The sequence below is a fragment of the [Bacillus] selenitireducens MLS10 genome (genome assembly GCF_000093085.1).
Lineage (GTDB): Bacteria > Bacillota > Bacilli > Bacillales > Salisediminibacteriaceae > Salisediminibacterium > Salisediminibacterium selenitireducens.
Genome location: NC_014219.1, coordinates 1,466,723 through 1,486,421, shown reverse-complemented (window position 1 = coordinate 1,486,421; position 19,699 = coordinate 1,466,723). Strand labels below are relative to the sequence as shown.

The following is a 19,699-nucleotide window of genomic DNA, read 5'->3' as shown; positions in this document are numbered from 1 at the left end:
GGCTCATCCTCTCTGATTTTGCAGGACCGAGCAGCTTCCGGGTCCTCCATCGAAATCGAGACCGCATTCGCCCTGCATCTGGTATAAATCGTCCGCATATTCCTTCTCACTGACCGGAATCACAAAGCGGTCGTCATATTTCGCAATCGCCAACAATCGGTACATGTCTTCAATGTCCTGCTCAGTGAGACCGAGCTCTTCGGTCACCTTGCCGTCAAAGGCACGGCCTGTCTGTTTTGTTCTCATATAATCCCGCATGACCGCCATCTTTTTCAGCACATGACGGATATGAGACGTGTCCCCCGCCGTCAAAAGCCCGGCCAGGTATTCGATTGGAATCCGCATCTCATCAATAGCCGGAAACAGCTGATCCGCGCCACTCTTTGTGTCGGCATCATCCATGAGATTCATAATCGGACTGAGCGGCGGGATGTACCAGACCATCGGCATCGTCCGGTATTCCGGATGAAGAGGCAGCGCCACCTTCCAGTCGGTGATCATCTTCTTGATCGGCGATGCCTTTGCCGCTTCGAGGACATCAGCGGGTATCCCGTCACGAACGGCCTGTTCATAGACCGCCGGGTCATTCGGATCGAGAAAAATCTCCAGCTGTTTATGATACAGATCCTGCTCATTTTCGGTATTCGCCATCTCTTCGACGCGATCCGCATCGTAGAGCATGACCCCCATGTATCGCATACGGCCGACACACGTTTCAGAACAGATCGTCGGCTGGCCGTTTTCAATACGCGGGAAGCACATCGTACATTTTTCCGCTTTGTTCGTCTCCCAGTTGAAATACACCTTTTTGTACGGGCAGGATGTTATGCAGTGGCGCCAGCCCCGGCACGCTTCCTGATCGACAAGGACGATCCCGTCTTCATCCCGTTTGTAAATCGCACCGGACGGGCATGATGCCACACACGGCGCATTGATGCAGTGTTCACAAATCCGCGGCAGGTACATCATAAAGACGTCTTCAAACTCCGTACGGATCGATTCCTCCATCTTCTTGACGTTCGGGTCCTGCAGGCCGGTAATATGCGCGCCTGCCAGGTCATCTTCCCAGTTCGGCCCCCAGTTCAGATCGATAAAATCCTGTGTCAGCTGGGACTTTGCTCTTGCGACAGGCTGGGTTTTCCGCTCTCTCGCGTCAAAAAGGTTCTCATAATCGTACGACCACGGCTCAAAGTAATCTTCGATTGACGGCTGATACGGATTGTAAAACAGGTTCAATAGCCGCGTTGCCTTGGCGCCGGATTTCAGCTCTAGCTTTCCTTTACGCCGCTCCCAGCCCCCTTTGTAACGGTCCTGGTCTTCCCACTGCTTCGGATAGCCGATGCCTGGCTTTGTTTCGACGTTGTTAAAGTACATATACTCTGCACCCTGGCGATTCGTCCAGGTGTTTTTACACGTAATGCTGCATGTATGACAGCCGATGCATTTGTCGAGATTCATGACCATCCCGATCTGTGCTTTAATTCTCATACCAGTTGACCTCCTTCATTTTGCGGATGACGACGTTGATGTCACGCTGGTTGCCCGTCGGTCCGTAGTAGTTAAACCCGTAGCTCAGCTGACCGTATCCCCCGATCATATGCGTCGGTTTGACGTGGATTTTTGTCGGTGAATTGTGCGTCCCGCCGCGGTTCTTCGTGAGATCGGTCCCGGGTGTGTGAATATGCCGGTCCTGGGCATGATGCATGAAGGCCATGCCCCGAGGCAGCCTGTGTGAGACGACGGCACGGGCGACGACGACGCCGTTTCGGTTGTAGACTTCAATCCAGTCGTTGTCCTCAATATCCGCATCCGCAGCGTCATCGAGGTTCATCCATACCGTCGGGCCGCCTCTGAAGAGATTGAGCATCGGCTTGGAATCAAAGAACATCGAGTGGATGGACCATTTGTTATGGGGCGTCAGAAAGTTCAGGGTAATTTCTTTGCCTTCTTTGTTCGGCTGACCGGATAAAAACGGCTTATGCTTCAGAATCGGTTTATACGTAGCAAGTGATTCCCCGAACTCATGCATCATGTCGTGATCGAGGAAAAACGACTGGCGTCCGGTAATCGTTCGCCACGGAATATGCTGTTCGACGTTCATCGTGAACGGCGAATAGCGTCTGCCGTCTTTTTCACTGCCGCTGAAGGCCGGTGACGTGATGACGGTTTTCGGCTGTGCGGAAATCTGATCAAAGGTAAAGTGATCCCCTTCCCGTTCCTTGGCGATCTCTTCATAGTTGCGGCCGGTTTTCTTACTGAGGGCTTCCCAGGCTTTCACCGCCACCTTGCCATTCGTCGTCGATGCGAGTGACAGGATCGTTTCAGCCACTTCAAGATCCGTCCCCATTTCCGGACATCCTTTGGCAAAGCCTTCTTTGACGGTGCCGTTCCGTTTCTTTATGTCTTCATACTCTTCCTCCATCGACCAGTTCATGCCCTTGATGCCAAATGGCTGACTGCCGACGTTTGGTCCAAGGGACGTCATCTTCGCGTAGAGATTCTTATAATCCCGCTCCACGACATGGATCTGCGGCATCGTGCATCCCGGGATCGCCTCTGTTTCACCTTTGGACCAGTCTTTGATCTGCCCGAGAGGCTGCGAAAGTTCCTGCGGTGTATCATGCAGCAGCGGAGTGGCCACAACTTCTTTCCGGGACTCAATATCATGGGCCTCTGCCATTTCAGAAACGGTTTTGGCAATCGATGTGAAGATCATCCAGTCTGACTTCGATTCCCATAAGGGCGGGATCGCCGGATTGAACGGATGTACGAACGGATGCATGTCCGTACTTGAAAGGTCACTCTTCTCATACCAGGTGGCTGTCGGCAACACGATATCCGAGTACAGTGCCGTTCCGGACATCCTGAACTCGAGATTAATCAGGAGATCGAGTTTTCCTTCAGGTGCTTCATCACGCCATGTGATCTCTTCCGGTCTGAGACTTTCTGAGTCGTCACCGAGGAGGCCGTGTGTCGTGCCGAGAAGATGCTTCAGAAAATACTCATGACCCTTGCCGGAGCTCGACACGAGATTGGCCCGCCAGACGAACAGGTTTCTCGGGAAGTTCACCGGATCGTCGGGATCTTCAATGGCGAACTGCAGCTTCTTCTTCATCAGCTGATCCGCAATATAGGAGCCAATCGCCGCTGGATCGCTGTGACCCTCGGCAACGGCCTCTTCATAGAGATGCATGCCGTTACGGTTAAAGGTCGGGTACGAAGGCAGCCAGCCGAGCCTTGCAGCCATGACGTTGTAGTCCGCCGGATGATTATAGCGGGCACCGCCGCCTGTCGGAGAAGCAAGTTCCTCCATGCCCTGATCTTCATAGCGCCATTGATCCGTCGCAAAGTAGTAAAACGACGTGCCGTTTTGCAGGCGTGGCGGACCTTGCCAATCTTTCCCCGACATGACCGTTTGCCAGCCTTCTGCCGGACGAAGCTTTTCCTGACCCACATAGTGCGCCCAACCCCCGCCGTTGACGCCCTGTGCCCCGACGAGAAGAATCAGATTGATGACCGTGCGGTAGATCGTATCCGAGTTGTACCAGTGGTTGATCCCGGCACCCATGATGATCATCGAGCGACCGTTTGTATCAATGGCATTCTGGGCAAATTCCCTTGCAATCTGAATGACCTGTTCTTTCGGAACACCGGTAACGGCTTCCTGCCAGGCCGGCGTGTACGGATGTACGTCTGAAAGATCTTTGGCAGCCTGCGAACCGAGCCCGCGGTCAACGCCGTAATTGGCCATCATTACGTCAAACACCGTCGTGACATACACTGTTTCACCCTCTCGCTCAACGGCTTTCACCGGCACGGCACGGTAGTTGACGGTTTCTGTCTCATCGGTGAAGTTCGGCAGGATGATCTCTTTGACATCATCGTTGCCGTCAATGAAACTGAGCGTCGGATCAATCTCTTCTCCTGTCGTTTCATCCACCATCTCAAGCGTCCACTTTGCTTTGTCTTCCCAGCGTGTTCCCATCGTTCCCTTTGGCGCAGCAAAGTCGCCTGTAAGAGTGTTGTATACGAGCGGCTTCCACTCATCATGACCGGTTTCCATCCCCACATCCGTCGCGTGAAGATAACGGTCCGGTGTCAGACCCTGGTCAGTTTCACGAAGCGTCAACAGAAAAGGCAGATCGGTATATTCCCGTGCATAGTGTTCAAAGTAGGGGGTTTTCCGGTCATGGTAAAACTCTTTTAAGATCACATGCCCCATCGCCATGGCCAGAGCACCGTCGGTTCCCTGTTTCACAGAGAGCCAGCTGTCGGAGAACTTGGTGGATTCTGCGTAATCCGGGCTGACGGACACGACTTTTGTGCCTTTGTAACGCGTTTCCGCCAGAAAGTGGGCGTCCGGCGTCCGTGTCAGAGGGACGTTGGATCCCCAGGTCATGATGTAACTGCTGTTGAACCAGTCCGCACTCTCCGGCACGTCCGTCTGATCGCCCCAGATCTGCGGAGAAGCAGGCGGAAGATCCGCATACCAGTCGTAGAAGCTGAGCATCGGGCCACCCATCAGGTTCATGAACCTCGCTCCGGCTGCATGACTGACCATGGACATCGCCGGAATTGGAGAGAACCCGGCGTTTCGGTCCGGTCCGTAGGTGAGTGACGTATAAAGCATGGACGCGGCGATCATCTCTTTTGATTCCTGCCAGTCCGCTCTCACAAGCCCCCCCTTTCCCCGTGCCTGTTTATAGGATTTGGCTTTCTCAGGGTCTTCGACGATGCTCTTCCATGCATCAAGAGGATACGCATGGGCCTTTTTCGCCTCTCGCCAGAGATCGAGGAGCACCTTTCGGACGTACGGGTATTTAACCCGAAGCGGGCTGTATATATACCAGGAGAAACTCGCCCCTCTCGGACAGCCTCGCGGTTCATACTCCGGCATATCCGGACCCGTCGTCGGATAATTCAGCGCCTGCCCTTCCCAGGTCACGATTCCGTCCTTCACATAAATATCCCAGCTGCAGGAGCCGGTGCAGTTGACACCGTGCGTGCTGCGTACAACCTTGTCGTGCTGCCAGCGCCGTTTGTAGATAGCCTCCCAGCTTCTACTCTCTTCCGTGATCTGTGTGTGCGCATTCGCGATCTTCTCTGTCGGTTTCAGGTATTTGAATTTGTCCCAGACTCTCGGTCGATGATTCGCCATGTGACTCACTCCTTGTCTCGTTTTGAATACACATACATTTAACCAAGCCCCGGTGCATTCCTCTAGTGACAAAAATCACACCAGAGCGGTTGTCAAGAATTCGCAACGAAAACCGGTATTTTTGTGATCATTGTCACACGAAAAACCCGCTGTTTATGACGATTTTGTGAACAAAAAAAGAGACCCGGCTTTGCGCCAGGCCCCATAAGGGTCCATTCAAGACAGAATGTCTTTACATAGTGTTGCGATCGACAAATGGATGATAGATCCATCCTTCTGTCCGGGCAAGAGTCATGTCCCGTTCGGATGGCCGTTCCAGTTTCAGAAGCCGGGATGGTTCCGGGATACTGAACGCCAGTGCATACAAAGCACAGATCGCTGCATCATAGACATCGGTGCCGACCTCAAGAAGCGGGGGCATCACGGAGCGGAACGGTTCCGTCGCTTCTTTAAATCGACCGGTTTTGACAAGCGCCGGATACACCTCAATCAATTGCCTCAGGCTGTTGCCGTATGCAGTTTCTTCATGAGGCATCCTTTTGAATCCTTCTTCCCGCCACTCTGCGGCATGGCTCAGCGCCACGGTCGCATTGTTGCCGATCCGGTCAAAGGAAGCCGACAACGGTTTTTTCATAAAGCGGCGGTGAATCAGCCGGTCTGTCAGCCGGTAAGCGTAGGGATTGTCGATCTCCCGCTCAGGACGCGTCACTGCCTCGTGCGCCTCTTCATGGAGAAGCTTCTGAAAGGCGACCGGATACCCGAGCGGAGCGTCGATTCCGAGCGTTACCCTGTCCGTTTCGGTGAGGGATAACCCGCTGTCTGTTGCAGCCAGGATATCCCCGATTCCCATCAGCCTGTCTGTTGGCAATGACGTGCCCACCTGTGATCCGTGCCAGAATACGCTGTTTTCAGACGCTATCCACTCACAAACAGCAAGACCATGGTTCGATCCCATCCAGCCGCCTACGTCCCAGCCGATCCCGATCACCCGGCCTGTCATATCGACACCTTTTTCGGATCACGCCCACGCCAGATTTCATACAGATGGGTGACAACCACCTTCGTCACAGCGTAGACCGGGATCACGAGAATCATCCCGAGGATTCCTGCAAATTGACCTGCCACCAGGACTAAAAGCAGCACCGTCACCGGGTGAATCCTCATCACTCTGCCAATGACATTCGGCTGAATCAGGATACTTTCCACCTGCTGGATGATCACGACGAGCACGATGACAAGGAAGGCCTGCAAGGGAGAGTGAATCAGCGCAACAATGACCGCCGGCACGGCGCCAAGCCAGGGACCGACGTACGGAATCACATTGGTGAACATCCCGATAATTGCAAGGATCAGGGAGTATTCAACGCCAATGATCGTGAAGCCGGTATAATAGAGAACCCCGATAAACGTACAGACGATCAGGATCCCCTGAATATAGCGGCTGATGGTGAAGTCCATGTTCTGAAGCACCGGACGAATCTCTTCCTGCTTCTCTTCACTGAAGAACTTCAGCGCATAAGGTGCAAGCCGGTCCCCGTCCTTTAACAGGAAAAACAGAATAAACGGCACGATAAAAAACAAAAGCAGCGTGTTGAACAGCGTGCCGAGAAACGCCATCGTATTCGACACAAGCCCTCCGGCAATGGTACTGATCATCGCCCCGATCTCCTCGAGCCGGTCTTCCACATCCAGCCATTCTTCCAATCCGCTTCCTTCTATCAAATCGGTCTCCTGGAGCTGCATAAACACGTACTGCAAATCGTTCATAATACCGGGAACGCTGTCCATCAGATTATAAAACTGCTTTTGCAGTTCAGGGCCGATCAGGGATATGGCCCCCGCCCCCAGACCGAGAAATCCTATGTATAACAATGCGATGGAGAATCCTCTCGGGAACTTACGGCTCAGAAGATTCACAATGGGTCTGAACAGATAATACAGCACCCCTGCAAATAATAGTGGGAAAAACGCTGTTGAAATAAAGACGCTGATCGGGGTAAAGACCCAGTCGATCAGGGAACCGAGATAAATCAGCAAAAACAGCATTATCAATAGCGAGCCCACTTTCAGTAATTTCAAATACATCCTATATCTCCGCCTATCTGTTCAAAATTACCTGCCTCTTTCTTCAGTTTATGATTTCACAAATACAGAAGCAAGCGACATCCATCGACCGGCTGTCTTCGCTCTGATACAATAGCAACAGATTGATTGAAAAAGCCTGAAGGGTGATAGGTATGTTTTTTGTTTTACTCGTCTTTTCGATCCCCTTTTTTATCTTCAGCATCTGGACCCTGTTTGAACCGGAAGAGTCGTATCTGTTTATGCGAAGATGGCGCTATGAAAGAACCCCCGAAATCTCTGATCTTCATAAAAAAACCATCCGGGTCGGCACCGTACTCGGAATGATTTTTTGGTCATTTTTACTTCTTCAGACAGGGTACGACACCTTTTTCCGCCCCGATCCCTTCGAGGACTTTATCAATAATCAGGACATTGACAGCCTGCCTTAAGCACCGGGAGCTCACGGGATGAATCACCTGTATATCATAAATGTCACTCATACATATGGAGGAATCAATGATGGAAAAAACCATTCACCTAATCGTTCTTACCGCAGCAGCCATTACACTGTCGGCCTGTTCAGATGAAGGGAATACAGATGAAAACAACGACGCCCTATCCGAAAACACGTCCAACATGACCGAGGAGGTCGAAAACGAAGAGCCCGCTCATAACGACAGTGACGAATCGTCCGAACCTGATCAGGGCGGGTACTCGTTTGACATTGATGTGGATCTCGATCCATCGAACCCGGCGACACAAGAAGCCCTGAATTTAATCGAAGCACTCCTGTATCCGGACGGGGTCAATATCTTCGAAACCGGTGAAGACGGCTATGATCATATCCGTTCATTCTCTCACCTTAGCGATCGTTTTGACAATGTGGAACCACTGATTGACTTGATGACCCGTGCCAAAGAAGACTATGAAATCGGCAACTTCGAAATCGACTTATACAATGAAGTCACCGACGCCTATTTTGATGTCGTTGTGGAAGCGCCGCTCTACGAAAACGGGGATTACAAATATGCCTTGGAGATTCAGACCGCCGTCCTGCAGGACGACGGTGTCCGCTTTCTTGAATTTCAGGACGTCCGTTTCGACTGAAGCCCGTTTCTATAGGTCTCTTTCATACCCATCTGGTTTATTTACACATTTTTTAACGCTCAAAGAAGTGTAGCGACAGAAATATCGGGTACAATACAAGCAGAGACACTTTCTCTGGGAGGGATCACATTGACTATCAGTCAGCATGTTCAAAACTTGAGAACCCTGCTTGACCTGATCAAAACAGACAGGACTGTCAGTGACAAAGGCATAGACGACATGATCAGCCATTTGACCGCGTTGGAGACCTCTTCTGTGAATGAGAATTTCACCGGAACCATCGAAGAGATCCGTTCCTTTTCAGACATTCTGAAAGACACGGATTCACCAGAAGACTTTATCATGCATCATAAACTGAATCTCTCACGCTGGACCGAAGAACTTCAGATTCTTGAAGAAGGAAGCGGTGGCGTAACACTCGATTATGAACAGCGAAAGGGCCGGGAAGTCTGATACTTCCCGGCTTTTTTTTGCGGGCAAAAAGCGATCCATCTTCCATTTACACAGTCTTTAAATTCTGATTGACCATTATGGTCAATCACTGTATAATGGTATTGACCACAATGGTCAATACAGCGTCAGAGAAGGGAGATTGTCCATTGAACGAGGCTTTTTTTAACCTGCAATCAGACAAAAGGAAGCGGATTATCAATGCTGCGATGCAGGAATTCGTCGCGAATGGGTATACCAGTGCCTCCACCAACACGATAGTAAAAGATGCCGGTATTTCAAAAGGGTCGCTCTTTCATTATTTCTCGAATAAAAAAGACCTGTATCTCTTTCTGATTGACCATACGAACATCGTGATTCAGGACGTCTATGAAGCAATCGATCTTGAAGAACCTGACTTGTTTAAACGTCTCTCAAAAATTGGATTCGCTAAAATGAAGATCCAGCAACAGTATCCTCAGACCTTCGATTTCCTGACGTCTGTCCTAAATGAACCTGCCGAAGATGTGCGTCAGTTTGCCGGCGAAAAACTCGCCGCCATGCAGGAATCCGGTTTCAACCAGCTCTATGTCAACGTGGACTGGAGCCTGTTCAAAGATACGATCAATGTGGAAAAAGCCACTGAGATCCTGAACTGGACCATGATGGGCTTTTCAGAGAAATACCGAAATAAACTGGCCACCTTTAAAGACGTCGGCCCCGAACTCCTCGAGGAATGGGAGGACTATGCAGCAATTCTGAAAAACAGTTATTACAAGGATCACAGTCAAAGGAGAAATGGCGATGAATCTCATTAACGTACACAATTTGCACAAATCATTCGGCAAAGTCAAAGCACTGAACGGCATCCATCTTGAAGTAAACAAAGGGGAAATCGTCGGATTTATCGGTCCGAACGGTGCCGGAAAATCAACAGCAATCCGTGTGCTTCTCGGGATTCTCCGGGCTGATTCCGGACAGGCCCAAATCTTCAGTCAGGATGTGTGGGAAGACGCCGTTGAGATCCACCGAAACGTCGCCTATGTTCCAGGGGATGTCAACCTGTGGCCGAACATGACCGGTGGTGAAGTTATCGATCTTTTCATCCGTCTCCGGGGCGGAAAGGAAAGCGGACGTCGCGAAGAGCTGATTGAGCGGTTCAAGCTCGATCCGACGAAAAAATGTCGGACATATTCAAAAGGGAACCGGCAAAAAGTCGCCCTCGTTGCCGCTTTTTCCACAGAAGCCGATCTCTACATTCTCGATGAACCCACGTCAGGTCTTGATCCTCTGATGGAACGGGTTTTTCAGGAATGTGTCATGGAGGCCAAAGAACGGGGAAGCAGCGTACTGCTGTCGAGCCATATCCTCTCTGAAGTCGAGCGACTGTGCGATAAGGTCGTCATTATCCGCGACGGTTCCATTATCGAATCCGGTACCCTCGACGATTTGCGGCATTTGACACGAAACCGCTTCTTTGTTGAAACGAGGGAGTCCCTAGATGGATTCGATGAGGTTGAAGGCGTACATGAGCTGACGAAAGAAGAAGACGGCTGGTCATTCCAAGTGGACAATGAATATATGGAAGATGTTATGCATCAGCTTACACCAAAAGGTCTCCTCCGTCTTGAAAGCATGCCGCCAAAGCTCGAAGATGTCTTTATGCGTCATTATGAAGGGTTGTCAGGAGGGGATGACTGATGCTCGCCAAATACTCGACCGGCACCATCGAGCTTGTCAAATTTATGTTCAGACTCGACCGGGTGAAGATCCCCCTTTGGCTGACTGGCTTTACCTTTTTCACCCTGATCGTCCCCCTTGCCTTCCTGGGCCTGTATGATTCCGAAAGGGACCGGGCTGCGATGGCGCAAACGATGGAAAATCCGGCCATGATCGCCATGGTGGGACCAGGCGAGCTTGACAATTATACCATTGGCGCCATGACCACTCATCAGATGCTCCTGATGACAGCCGTTGTGGCAGGTCTCATGAGCATTCTTCTCCTCGCCCGGCATACACGCGGTGACGAAGAAGACGGACGGATTGAACTGATCCGCTCTTTGCCGACGGGACGCTTAAGCTACCTGAATGCAGGTATTCTCATGCTTACGATCACAAGTATTCTGTTGAGCATCGTAATCGGTGCGGGGCTTTCGGTCCTGATGATCGAATCCATGGACGTGAACGGCTCCATGCTCTACGGTGCATCACTTGGCGGTACAGCACTCATTTTTGCAGGGATTACTGCCGTCTTTGCCCAACTGACCAGTACATCGAGAGGGACGGTCGGACTCTCCGTCGGTGTCCTCGTCGCGATGTATCTGATCCGCGCGGTAACAGATATCAGTGAAGCGGCCTGGTCCTGGGTTGTACCGCTCGCATGGTCAACCAAAACGGAAGCTTATTCATCAAACAACTGGTGGCCTGTTCTTCTGATGATCGTATTCAGTTTATTATTATTTATTCTTGCCAACTATCTGCAGTCGATCCGTGATATGGATCGGGGCTTTTTACCGGATCGTGCCGGACGAAGACACGCATCTCCATTCCTCAGAAGCCCGCTCGGCGCAGCATGGCGCTTACAGCGGATGACGGTTCTTTACTGGGCCATCGGGATGTTTGTAATTGGCGCCGCCTACGGATCGGTTATGGGCGATATGGAAGCATTCTTTGCCGGCAACGAGATGTTTGAACAGATGCTTTCCGGTTCAGACGGCATGACACTGACAGATCAGTTTATCCCCATGCTTGTGATTGTCATGTCGATCCTTGCCGCTGTCCCTCCGGTCATGGCGATGAATAAACTTCGCAGCGAAGAGAAGAAAGACCGCATTGAACCTATACTCGCTCATGCCGTCTCACAGTACCGTCTGTTCGGAGGATACCTCTTACTGGCTGTTGTCAATGCAGCTTTGATGGTATTCATGGCGATGTTCGGCTTCTGGATTGCAGCTGATGCCGTCATGGAGGAAGGGATGTCACTCACCATGATGATGGAAGCCGGGTTTTCCTACTTCCCTGCAATTCTGTTTTTCATCGGCATCAACGCGTTACTGACAGGATTCTTCCCTAAACGGACATCGTTTGTCTGGTTCTATTTGCTGTATACGTTCTTTGTTCTCTATCTCGGCCAACTGATGGATTTCCCCGAATGGACAGGAAAACTCTCACCATTTGGCTACGTTTCACAGGTGCCGGTTGAAGACGCCGCCATGACACCGCTCTTGATCACACTGATCCTCGCAGGTATCCTGATGGCAGCCGGTGCAGTGGCCTTCAGAAGACGAGATATCCGCACCTGAGTCATTTGATTCAAAAAAGAACAGACCTCCGAACCGGCTTCGGAGGTCTGCTTTCTGTTTAGTCATTCATCTGTTTTGGCATTTCCCTGATCAGAAGTGTATAGGTCCTGTCCACTTCCTCAGGATCCGGATCGACACCTTTTTGCTTCTTGATCGCATATGTCGACAGATCCACATGCCACTCTGGAGACACATCATGCCGTGCGAGGCAGTGCTTTGCACAGTGTAGCGGGCAGCCGTCAATGGCAATGATCGGTCTGCCTGATGTGGCTGTTTTTACAAGTGGTTTAACGTCACCGCCAACCCCTGCAATACAGGACATCTCAGCAACGTCCTCCCTGTCCATCTTCAGTGCAATGTTGTTTGCCGTCTGCGCTGCCGATGAACAGCCTGAACAGGCATATACAAGAAGCTTATCCTGACAATCTTTCATCAAATTCCCCCTGACATGTCTGATACAGTTACAATAGCAGGGAAAAGCAGCCCTTGCAGTGATGGCCGTCACAACCCCGTCAGACGATGCTGATCGGTCAACAGAAAAAAGCAGGCATATGCACCTGCTTTCTTCAGCTTCCTAATGATTCTTTATTTATAATGAATCAGGAAAAATTTCTTCTTTCCGCGACGAAGGACCGTGAATGCCCCGTCAATTTTATCGTCTTCCCCAAGGGTTTTCTGAAGATCCTGACAGCGGTCTCCGTTGAGATAAATGGCACCGTTCTGGATGTCTTCTCTCGCCTGGCGTTTTGAAGAGGCGACTTTGGCTTCGACGAGCACATCAAGCAGCAGTTTATCCGGCTGATCAACTTCGAAGCCCGGCACATCTTTGAAGCCTTCCTGCACTTCATCCGCTGTCAGCTCTTTTAAGTCTCCGCCGCCAAAGAGCGCATTGGTGATATTTTGTGCTTTATCAAGTGCTGCTTCATCATGAACGAAACGGGTCAGTTCCTCGGCAAGCTTCTTTTGAGCCTGTCGCTCATGCGGCCGTTCCTGGACTTCCGTTTCAAGGGCATCGATCTCCTGTTTTTCCAGGAAGGTAAAGTATTTAAGAAAACGGATCACATCTGAATCATCCGTATTCAGGAGAAACTGGTAAAACTCATAGGGAGACGTTTTCTCCGGGTCAAGCCAGATCGCGCCACCTTCCGATTTTCCAAACTTCTCGCCATCTGCCTTAGTGACAAGAGGGATCGTAAAGCCGTATGCATCTGGACGCTCCCCTTCTTCACCGCCGGAGAGTCGTCTGATCAGCTCGAGTCCGGCAGTAATATTCCCCCACTGGTCACTGCCACCGATCTGCAGTTTCACTTGTTCTTCCGTGTACAGTTTATGAAAATCGTAGGACTGAAGAATCTGGTATGTGAATTCTGTAAAGCTGATTCCCGTCTGGATTCGGGATTCTACCGAATCTTTCGCGAGCATGTAGTTCACGCTGAAGTGCTTCCCTACGTCGCGGAGAAAATCCGTCAGCGTCATGGAACCGAGCCAATCGTAATTGTTTTTCATTTCCGCAGCATTGGCGCCTTCAAAATCGAGAAAACGCTGGAGCTGGCCTTGAATTTTCTCAACAAAGCCTTCGACGACTTCCTGTTCATTGAGCGTCCGTTCCGCTTTTTTCCCGCTCGGGTCACCGATCAGTCCCGTCGCGCCGCCAACGAGTGGAAACGGTTTATGGCCTGCAAGCTGAAAACGGCGAAGCATCAGAATCGTCAACAAATGACCGATGTGCAGGCTGTCACCCGTCGGATCAAACCCGCAATACAGTTTCACCTGTTCCTGTTCCAACAGCCGTTTTAATCCCTCTTCATCTGTTACCTGGTGCATCAGACCCCGGTACTGTAAATCTTCGATTAAATTCATGCCTTCCACCTCATCTGTTTGTAGTAAAAATAAAAAACGCCCCTTGCTTCCGACAATCGAAAGCAAGGGGCGAATGATCGCGGTACCACCCTTGATACGTACCCAAATAAAGATACGCTCTTCAAACAACGCCGGATTTACCGGCGGGCAAGTTTCACCTTGCCTGTCTCAAAAGGTGTAATTCATCTCACTCTGTGGACCGGTTCGCAGCACCACCGGTTCTCTTGGCCATGGAGAGTCAGACTACTGATTCTTTCTCATCGACATTTTCATATGCGTTAATTCAAAACGTTATTACTATTTCTATCATAACGGCTGAAAGATTGTCAAGACTGATTCTTCAATCTCTATCACGAAGCGGTCCGATGTGCTATAATGTGTATGAATTTTAGGAGGTTGACGAAACTTGACGAAGAATACCCGCATAGAACACAGCTTAGAGAAATCTCATGCTGTCGATGCCCGTTGTATCAGTGGTCATCCGACGGCAAAACCAAGCGAAGCCACGTATCAGTACAAGCAGGTTCGCAAGAACAACCGGCAATTACACAAGACGACGATTTTAAAAGGCGGGATTCGCAAGGCAAACAAAGCGGAACGTTTCGTGAAAGGTTTCCAATTATTCGATAAGGTGCTTTGCGAAGGGCAACCCTGCTTCATTTTCGGACGACGAAAAACAGGGTCGTTTGATTTGAGATTGCTTGATGGCACAGTTATCAGCAGAGGGAAAAGTTATAAAAAACTAGCGTTAAAAGAAAAAGCCACGTCGTGGCTTTTTGAAAGGAGTGAAACCGTCCACATTCCTCCCCACAAATGAATTCGGGGGGTTCCTGTGGACGTATCTTATGAATGATTTCTTCTCAACAATCAAACAGCTCTTTTCGAGGAAAGAGCCTCAAGTAGTCATAAAAGGCGTTCGGATCACGACAAAAGTGGCCTGGAACCTCGTGCTGCTCTTTTTGACCCTGACTGTCATCATGGGAGCCTTTGCCGGGGGAGCTGCTGCAGGCTATTTTGCATCGCTCGTCAAGGACGAACCGATACCGGCTTTTGAAGAGATGGAGCGAAGCATCTATAACTATGAAGAAGCGACGGAAGTCTATTTTGCAGACGAAGTTCTTCTCGGTGATTTGCCGAGCCCGCTTGAGCGCCGGGAAGTCAGCATCGATCAAATCAGTGATCACCTGATCAATGCAGTGATTGCCACGGAAGATGAATATTTCTTTGAGCATGAGGGCGTTGTTCCAAAGGCGTTGTTCCGTGCTTTGTATCAGGATTTCTCCAATGCCGCCACACAGACCGGGGGAAGCACCCTCACCCAGCAGCTCGTCAAAAACCAGCTTCTCACGAGTGAAGTCACGCATGACAGAAAGGCCATTGAAATCCTTTACGCCATGCGGCTGGAGCACCATCTGGACAAAGAAGATATTCTCGAAGCCTACATGAACATCGTGCCTTTCGGACGCAATTCGAACGGCCGTCAGGTTGCGGGTGTTGAAGCCGCTGCAAGAGGCCTATTCGATGTATCAGCCAGTGAACTGTCACTCTCTCAGGCAGCCTATATCGCCGGTTTGCCACAAAGCCCGTTTGCACATACTCCTTTCACATCGAGCGGAGAGGTCAAAGAAGATCTGAGCTCCGGTCTGAGCCGGATGAATACCGTGTTAAACCGGATGTACGCCAGTGGATACATCACGGCAGAGGAGCGTGAACAGGCACTTGACTTCGACCTTGAAAATGAACTTCGGGATCGTCAACCTTCTAGCAGACAGCAGTATCCCTGGGTACTTGAAATTGCAAGAGAGTACGCGATTCCCGTCATCCGGGATATCCTCCTCGAACAGGATGACATCAACATTGACGACATTGAAGATGACGATCAGCGACAGCTGACACTGAACCGATACACCGAATTGGCGGAACGGTCCATGATGCAGGACGGCTACCAGATTCATACGACGATCAACAAAGACATTTATGACGCACAGCAAGAGGTCATCAGAGAATTTGATTATTACGGGCCTGATAAAAGTCCTCCAGAAGGTGGTGAAACACAGCCGGAAGAAGCTTCATCCGTTTTAATTAACAACCAGACCGGCGCCATCGTCAGCTTCGTAGCCGGACGAGATTTTGAAGAAAGACAAACAAATACAGCTATCCGAAATTCCGGATATTCCGGCCGACCAACCGGATCGACCATGAAATCACTGACCACTTACCCGTTTGCATTTGAAACAGGTCAGCTTCAGCCCGGGATTCTTGCTCCGGATACTCCTTACATTTATCCTGGCACCGATCAGGACGTCAGGAACTTTGATGGACTTAACTACAGAGGTCTAATTACTAGCAGAGAAGCATTAATCCAATCAAGAAATACACCCGCAGTGAGAGAGTTCGCGGAAATGGATTGGGATGAAGTCGGGGAGATGCTGGATCGTTTCGGACTTGATCAGTATAACAGCCGTAACAATCTAAGACACAGTTTCCCTCTTGGACCTGACAATGTCGCACTCGATCAGCAGGTGAGTGCATTTTCAACTTATGCCAATGACGGAATCCGAAACAAGCAGTATATCATTGAAAAAATCACCGATGCTAATGGAGAAGTTTTGTATGAACACGAAACTCAAGAAATTGAAGTACTGTCTCCTCAAACCAGCTATCTGATGTACGATGTTATGAGGGACGTTGTTAATGCGAATAATGGTACAGCAAGAAATCTCCCCTCCTATCTCGACTTCAGCAGCGATTGGGCAGGGAAAACCGGAACGTCTCAAGGGTTCAGCGACGTGCTATTCATTGGTATAAATCCTAATATTACAATGGGAAGCTGGATTGGCTACTATAACAACGCCCAATTGGACAGGACACACAGCAGCGGCTTCAGTTACAGCATCCGTAACCAGATGCTCTGGGCCGATCTGATGAACGCCGCATACGAAATTGATCCTGACCTGATCGGACCGTCTGAAACCAAATCATCACCTGGCGGGATTGTATCACAGTCCGTCTGCGCCATCTCCGGTAAATTGCCGTCTGATCTGTGCCGTGAAGCAGGACTTGTCGAGACCGACCTGTTTAATTCACGCTACGCACCAACTGAAGAAGATGACAGTCTGACCCGTGTCCGGTATGTACGCGTGGAAGACGACCATTACAAAGCTCTTGATACAACACCTGAAGAATTCACAAAACCGGGTGTATCCGTCAAAGAGGAGTATTTCGAGTTTGCGGATGGTGATATCACACAATATCTCCCTGATGACTGGGATGATCTCGTTCCGGATATTGATGCACCGGACAACGGACGAACGCCAGACGTTCTCACATCCGGTTCTACTGATGGCTCTTCGGTAACCTGGGGTGCTCATCCTGAGAGCGACGTGATTGGCTACCGTCTTTACCACAGTCCGTCAGAAGACGCAGACCCTGCTCTCATCGACAGTTTCATTTGGGATGATGACCGGACATTCCGTGGCCCGGAGGGGGCATACTTCATTACGGCTGTTGATGTTGCCGGGCGTGAATCCAGTTATTCAGAACCTGTTATCGTTGGTGAATATGTTTCTCCTGAAGATGAGGAAGAGGACGAAGAACCTGAGGAAGAAACACCGGACAATGAAAACAATAACCAAAATGAAAATGAAGATAACGATCAAAACAACAACAACCAAAATAACAACAGTTCAAATAATAACCAAAACAACAATCAACCGGACAATAATACAAATGACCCGAATAACACCCCGGACAATAATGAGTCAAACAATGACGACTCCAATTCCGGCAACGACGAAAATGTTTCTTCATCCAACGATGAGAACCAATCAAATGGTTCAAATGCAAACAATGATGCGACAAGAGAAGATGATGACGAGTAATCGTCAAAAAGGGGCTCCCGGAACGAATCCGGGAGCCCCTTTTCCTGTTACTGATTCTGCTTGATCTTTTCAATCACCTTTAAGCTGTTGTCGAGCGTTCGCTGGTTTTTCTGCTCAATTTCCTTTTTTCTCGGAATATCCGGATACATATCCGTCCGGTCATACCATCCCTCAGGGAGAGATACCGGGGATTCTTCCTGCCATGCATTGAGCCAGTCTCCCGGTATACCCTTTTTCAACAGCCCGCGCTGATTGGACATCTCCAGCCATACGAGCGACCAGGCTCTCGGAACGACACGCCAAATATCATAGCCCCCCCCGCCAACAGCGATCCAGCGCCCGTCGCAGTATTCATGGGCCAGTTCATGAGCGATTCTCGGAATCTCATGATACAGACTCATCGTTCCGCACAGATGTGTGAGCGGATCATAGTAATGGGCATCCGCCCCATTCTGGGTCAGAATGACGTCCGGCTTAAAATGATCCACGATGCTTCGCATCGCTTCTTTATAGACGTGCAGAAACGACTCATCCTCTGTAAAGGCTTCAACCGGGATATTAAACGATGTGCCATAGCCGTCCCCGTGTCCACGCTCATTAACATTTCCGGTACCCGGAAACAGAAATCGGCCGCTTTCGTGGACGGAAAATGTACAGACATCCGAATCGTTGTAAAACGCCCACTGCACACCATCTCCATGGTGGGCATCCGTATCCACATACAGTACCCTCGCTCCGTATTTGCGGCGGATATATTCAATGGCAATGGAGCTGTCGTTATAAATACAGAACCCGGACGCTTTGCCTTTAAACCCGTGATGAAGCCCTCCTCCGAGATTTAAGGCGTGTTTATGCCCTTTCTCAAACACCTGATCCACAGCTTCAAGGGTTCCGCCAACGAGCCAGGCCGCAGCCTGGTGCATATCCGTGAATGCAGGCGTATCATCTGTCCCTATGCCAAACGCAGTGCGGTAAGATGAACGGACCTGCCCCTCACTGGCATTCAACACTGCCTGAATGTAATCCTCATCATGAACAAGAAGCAGCTCTTCAATGCTGGCCTCTCTTGCAGGCACGATCCGGTCCTCGTCCAAGGCCCCAAGCTTAATTAACAAATCTTTCGTAATCGACAGCCTCTTCTGATTAAAGGGATGCTCCTGATGAAACCGGTATTTCAGTTGTTCCGGTGAATAAATAAAAACGTGATCGTCTGTCATATGCCCATCTCCAGATCCTGAGGCCATTTGACATTGTAGCCTGCATTCTTGAGTCTGTCGAGTAACGGTCTCATATCCATTGCCTGGATTCTGAATACAAGCACCTTTTTCGTATCATCACGATGGGACGGATACAATAGGACGCTCTGTATGTTCATGCCCTGATCGCGAATCAGCTGTGTGACCATGCACAGATTACCACTTTCGTTTGACACTTCAATTTCAAGACGTGAGCTCGGCAAAGCAGCACCTGTCAGTTTGACAAGGACATTTAACAGATCGGTTTCGGTGATAATGCCGACCAGTCTGCCATCATCTTCGACAGGCAGACAGCTGATCTGATGTTCGACCATCGTGTAGGCCGCCTCTTCCACAAAATCGAGCGGCAGTGCCGTAATCACATCGGTGATCATAACTTTTGAAACCGGCACATGGATGAAATCATCATGCGCTTTCTCGAAAATCGACGGCGCCGCATCTTTTAAGTCACGGTCCGATACAATGCCGATAAATTGACCGTCATCATCGACAATCGGCAGATGTCTGATATGTTTATGTTTCATAAATTCCAAGGCATCGCCTGCGGCCATATCTGCCTTGGCAGTAATGACATCCTTTACCATGATATCGCTTACATTCATGGTTTCACTCTCCCCTGATTACTGATCGGTGAACATGGCG

General features: G+C 50.0%; 16 protein-coding genes and 1 other annotated feature. Of the genes, 8 read left to right on the top strand and 8 right to left on the bottom strand.

From position 1 onward, the window contains the following. Nucleotides 1-3: 3 nt before the first annotated feature. From narH to BSEL_RS06705, 4 genes are all read right to left on the bottom strand, one after another. Nucleotides 4-1,488: a nitrate reductase subunit beta gene (gene narH, locus BSEL_RS06720; protein WP_013172229.1), complete on the bottom strand. Its 1,485-nt coding sequence runs from the start codon at nt 1,486-1,488 to the stop codon at nt 4-6. Beyond that, a complete protein-coding gene (locus tag BSEL_RS06715; protein WP_013172228.1) occupies nt 1,478-5,158 on the bottom strand; it encodes a nitrate reductase subunit alpha in 3,681 nt (1,226 codons plus the stop codon). Before BSEL_RS06715 ends, narH begins: the two co-directional genes overlap by 11 nt. A 232-nt stretch (nt 5,159-5,390) precedes the next feature. Further along, nucleotides 5,391-6,158 carry a DUF429 domain-containing protein gene (locus BSEL_RS06710; RefSeq protein WP_013172227.1) on the bottom strand — a complete coding sequence of 256 codons (768 nt, stop codon included), beginning with the start codon at nt 6,156-6,158 and terminating at the stop codon, nt 5,391-5,393. After that, nucleotides 6,155-7,243: an AI-2E family transporter gene (locus BSEL_RS06705; RefSeq protein ID WP_013172226.1), complete on the bottom strand. Its 1,089-nt coding sequence runs from the start codon at nt 7,241-7,243 to the stop codon at nt 6,155-6,157. Before BSEL_RS06705 ends, BSEL_RS06710 begins: the two co-directional genes overlap by 4 nt. Nucleotides 7,244-7,395: 152 nt before the next feature. Here BSEL_RS06705 and BSEL_RS06700 point away from each other — a divergent pair, with 152 nt between their 5' ends. The 6 genes from BSEL_RS06700 to BSEL_RS06675 all read left to right on the top strand — a co-directional run bounded on the left by BSEL_RS06700 (nt 7,396) and on the right by BSEL_RS06675 (nt 12,060). After that, a complete protein-coding gene (locus tag BSEL_RS06700; RefSeq protein WP_013172225.1) occupies nt 7,396-7,671 on the top strand; it encodes a hypothetical protein in 276 nt (91 codons plus the stop codon). 67 nt (nt 7,672-7,738) lie between these two features. Next, the gene (locus BSEL_RS06695; RefSeq protein ID WP_013172224.1) at nt 7,739-8,329 is read left to right on the top strand and encodes a hypothetical protein; all 591 of its coding nucleotides are present in this window, start codon (nt 7,739-7,741) and stop codon (nt 8,327-8,329) included. Nucleotides 8,330-8,458: 129 nt separating this feature from the next. Beyond that, nucleotides 8,459-8,782, top strand: coding sequence for a hypothetical protein (locus BSEL_RS06690; RefSeq protein WP_013172223.1), 324 nt, complete (start codon nt 8,459-8,461; stop codon nt 8,780-8,782). A 146-nt stretch (nt 8,783-8,928) separates the two neighbouring features. After that, nucleotides 8,929-9,576, top strand: coding sequence for a TetR/AcrR family transcriptional regulator (locus BSEL_RS06685; RefSeq protein WP_013172222.1), 648 nt, complete (start codon nt 8,929-8,931; stop codon nt 9,574-9,576). Then, on the top strand, nt 9,563-10,459 hold the full coding sequence (locus BSEL_RS06680) for an ABC transporter ATP-binding protein (protein WP_013172221.1): 897 nt from the start codon (nt 9,563-9,565) through the stop codon (nt 10,457-10,459). Before BSEL_RS06685 ends, BSEL_RS06680 begins: the two co-directional genes overlap by 14 nt. Then, nucleotides 10,459-12,060 (top strand): ABC transporter permease, encoded by a 1,602-nt coding sequence (locus BSEL_RS06675; RefSeq protein WP_013172220.1) that lies wholly within the window; start codon nt 10,459-10,461, stop codon nt 12,058-12,060. The genes BSEL_RS06680 and BSEL_RS06675 overlap by 1 nt, the downstream gene beginning before the upstream one ends. Nucleotides 12,061-12,118: 58 nt before the next feature. On the opposite strand, the gene BSEL_RS06670 is transcribed toward BSEL_RS06675, so the two are convergent. Together BSEL_RS06670 and tyrS are read right to left on the bottom strand one after the other, a co-directional pair. Further along, nucleotides 12,119-12,493, bottom strand: a complete 375-nt coding sequence (locus BSEL_RS06670) for a putative zinc-binding protein (protein ID WP_013172219.1) — start codon at nt 12,491-12,493, stop codon at nt 12,119-12,121. A 152-nt stretch (nt 12,494-12,645) separates the two neighbouring features. Continuing rightward, nucleotides 12,646-13,920 (bottom strand): tyrosine--tRNA ligase, encoded by a 1,275-nt coding sequence (gene tyrS, locus BSEL_RS06665; RefSeq protein ID WP_013172218.1) that lies wholly within the window; start codon nt 13,918-13,920, stop codon nt 12,646-12,648. Nucleotides 13,921-13,982: 62 nt separating this feature from the next. Further along, nucleotides 13,983-14,190 (bottom strand) — a binding site (T-box leader). A gap of 136 nt (nt 14,191-14,326) precedes the next feature. On the opposite strand from tyrS, the gene BSEL_RS06660 reads away from it, so the two are divergent. Then, nucleotides 14,327-14,737, top strand: a complete 411-nt coding sequence (locus tag BSEL_RS06660; RefSeq protein ID WP_013172217.1) for a hypothetical protein — start codon at nt 14,327-14,329, stop codon at nt 14,735-14,737. Between the two features lie 28 nt (nt 14,738-14,765). Further along, nucleotides 14,766-17,801, top strand: a complete 3,036-nt coding sequence (locus BSEL_RS06655; protein ID WP_013172216.1) for a transglycosylase domain-containing protein — start codon at nt 14,766-14,768, stop codon at nt 17,799-17,801. 47 nt (nt 17,802-17,848) lie between these two features. On the opposite strand, the gene BSEL_RS06650 is transcribed toward BSEL_RS06655, so the two are convergent. Then, nucleotides 17,849-19,018: an acetoin utilization protein AcuC gene (locus tag BSEL_RS06650; RefSeq protein ID WP_013172215.1), complete on the bottom strand. Its 1,170-nt coding sequence runs from the start codon at nt 19,016-19,018 to the stop codon at nt 17,849-17,851. Next, complete coding sequence (locus tag BSEL_RS06645) at nt 19,015-19,659, bottom strand: CBS and ACT domain-containing protein (protein ID WP_013172214.1); 645 nt, start codon at nt 19,657-19,659, stop codon at nt 19,015-19,017. Before BSEL_RS06645 ends, BSEL_RS06650 begins: the two co-directional genes overlap by 4 nt. Nucleotides 19,660-19,699 lie beyond the last annotated feature (40 nt).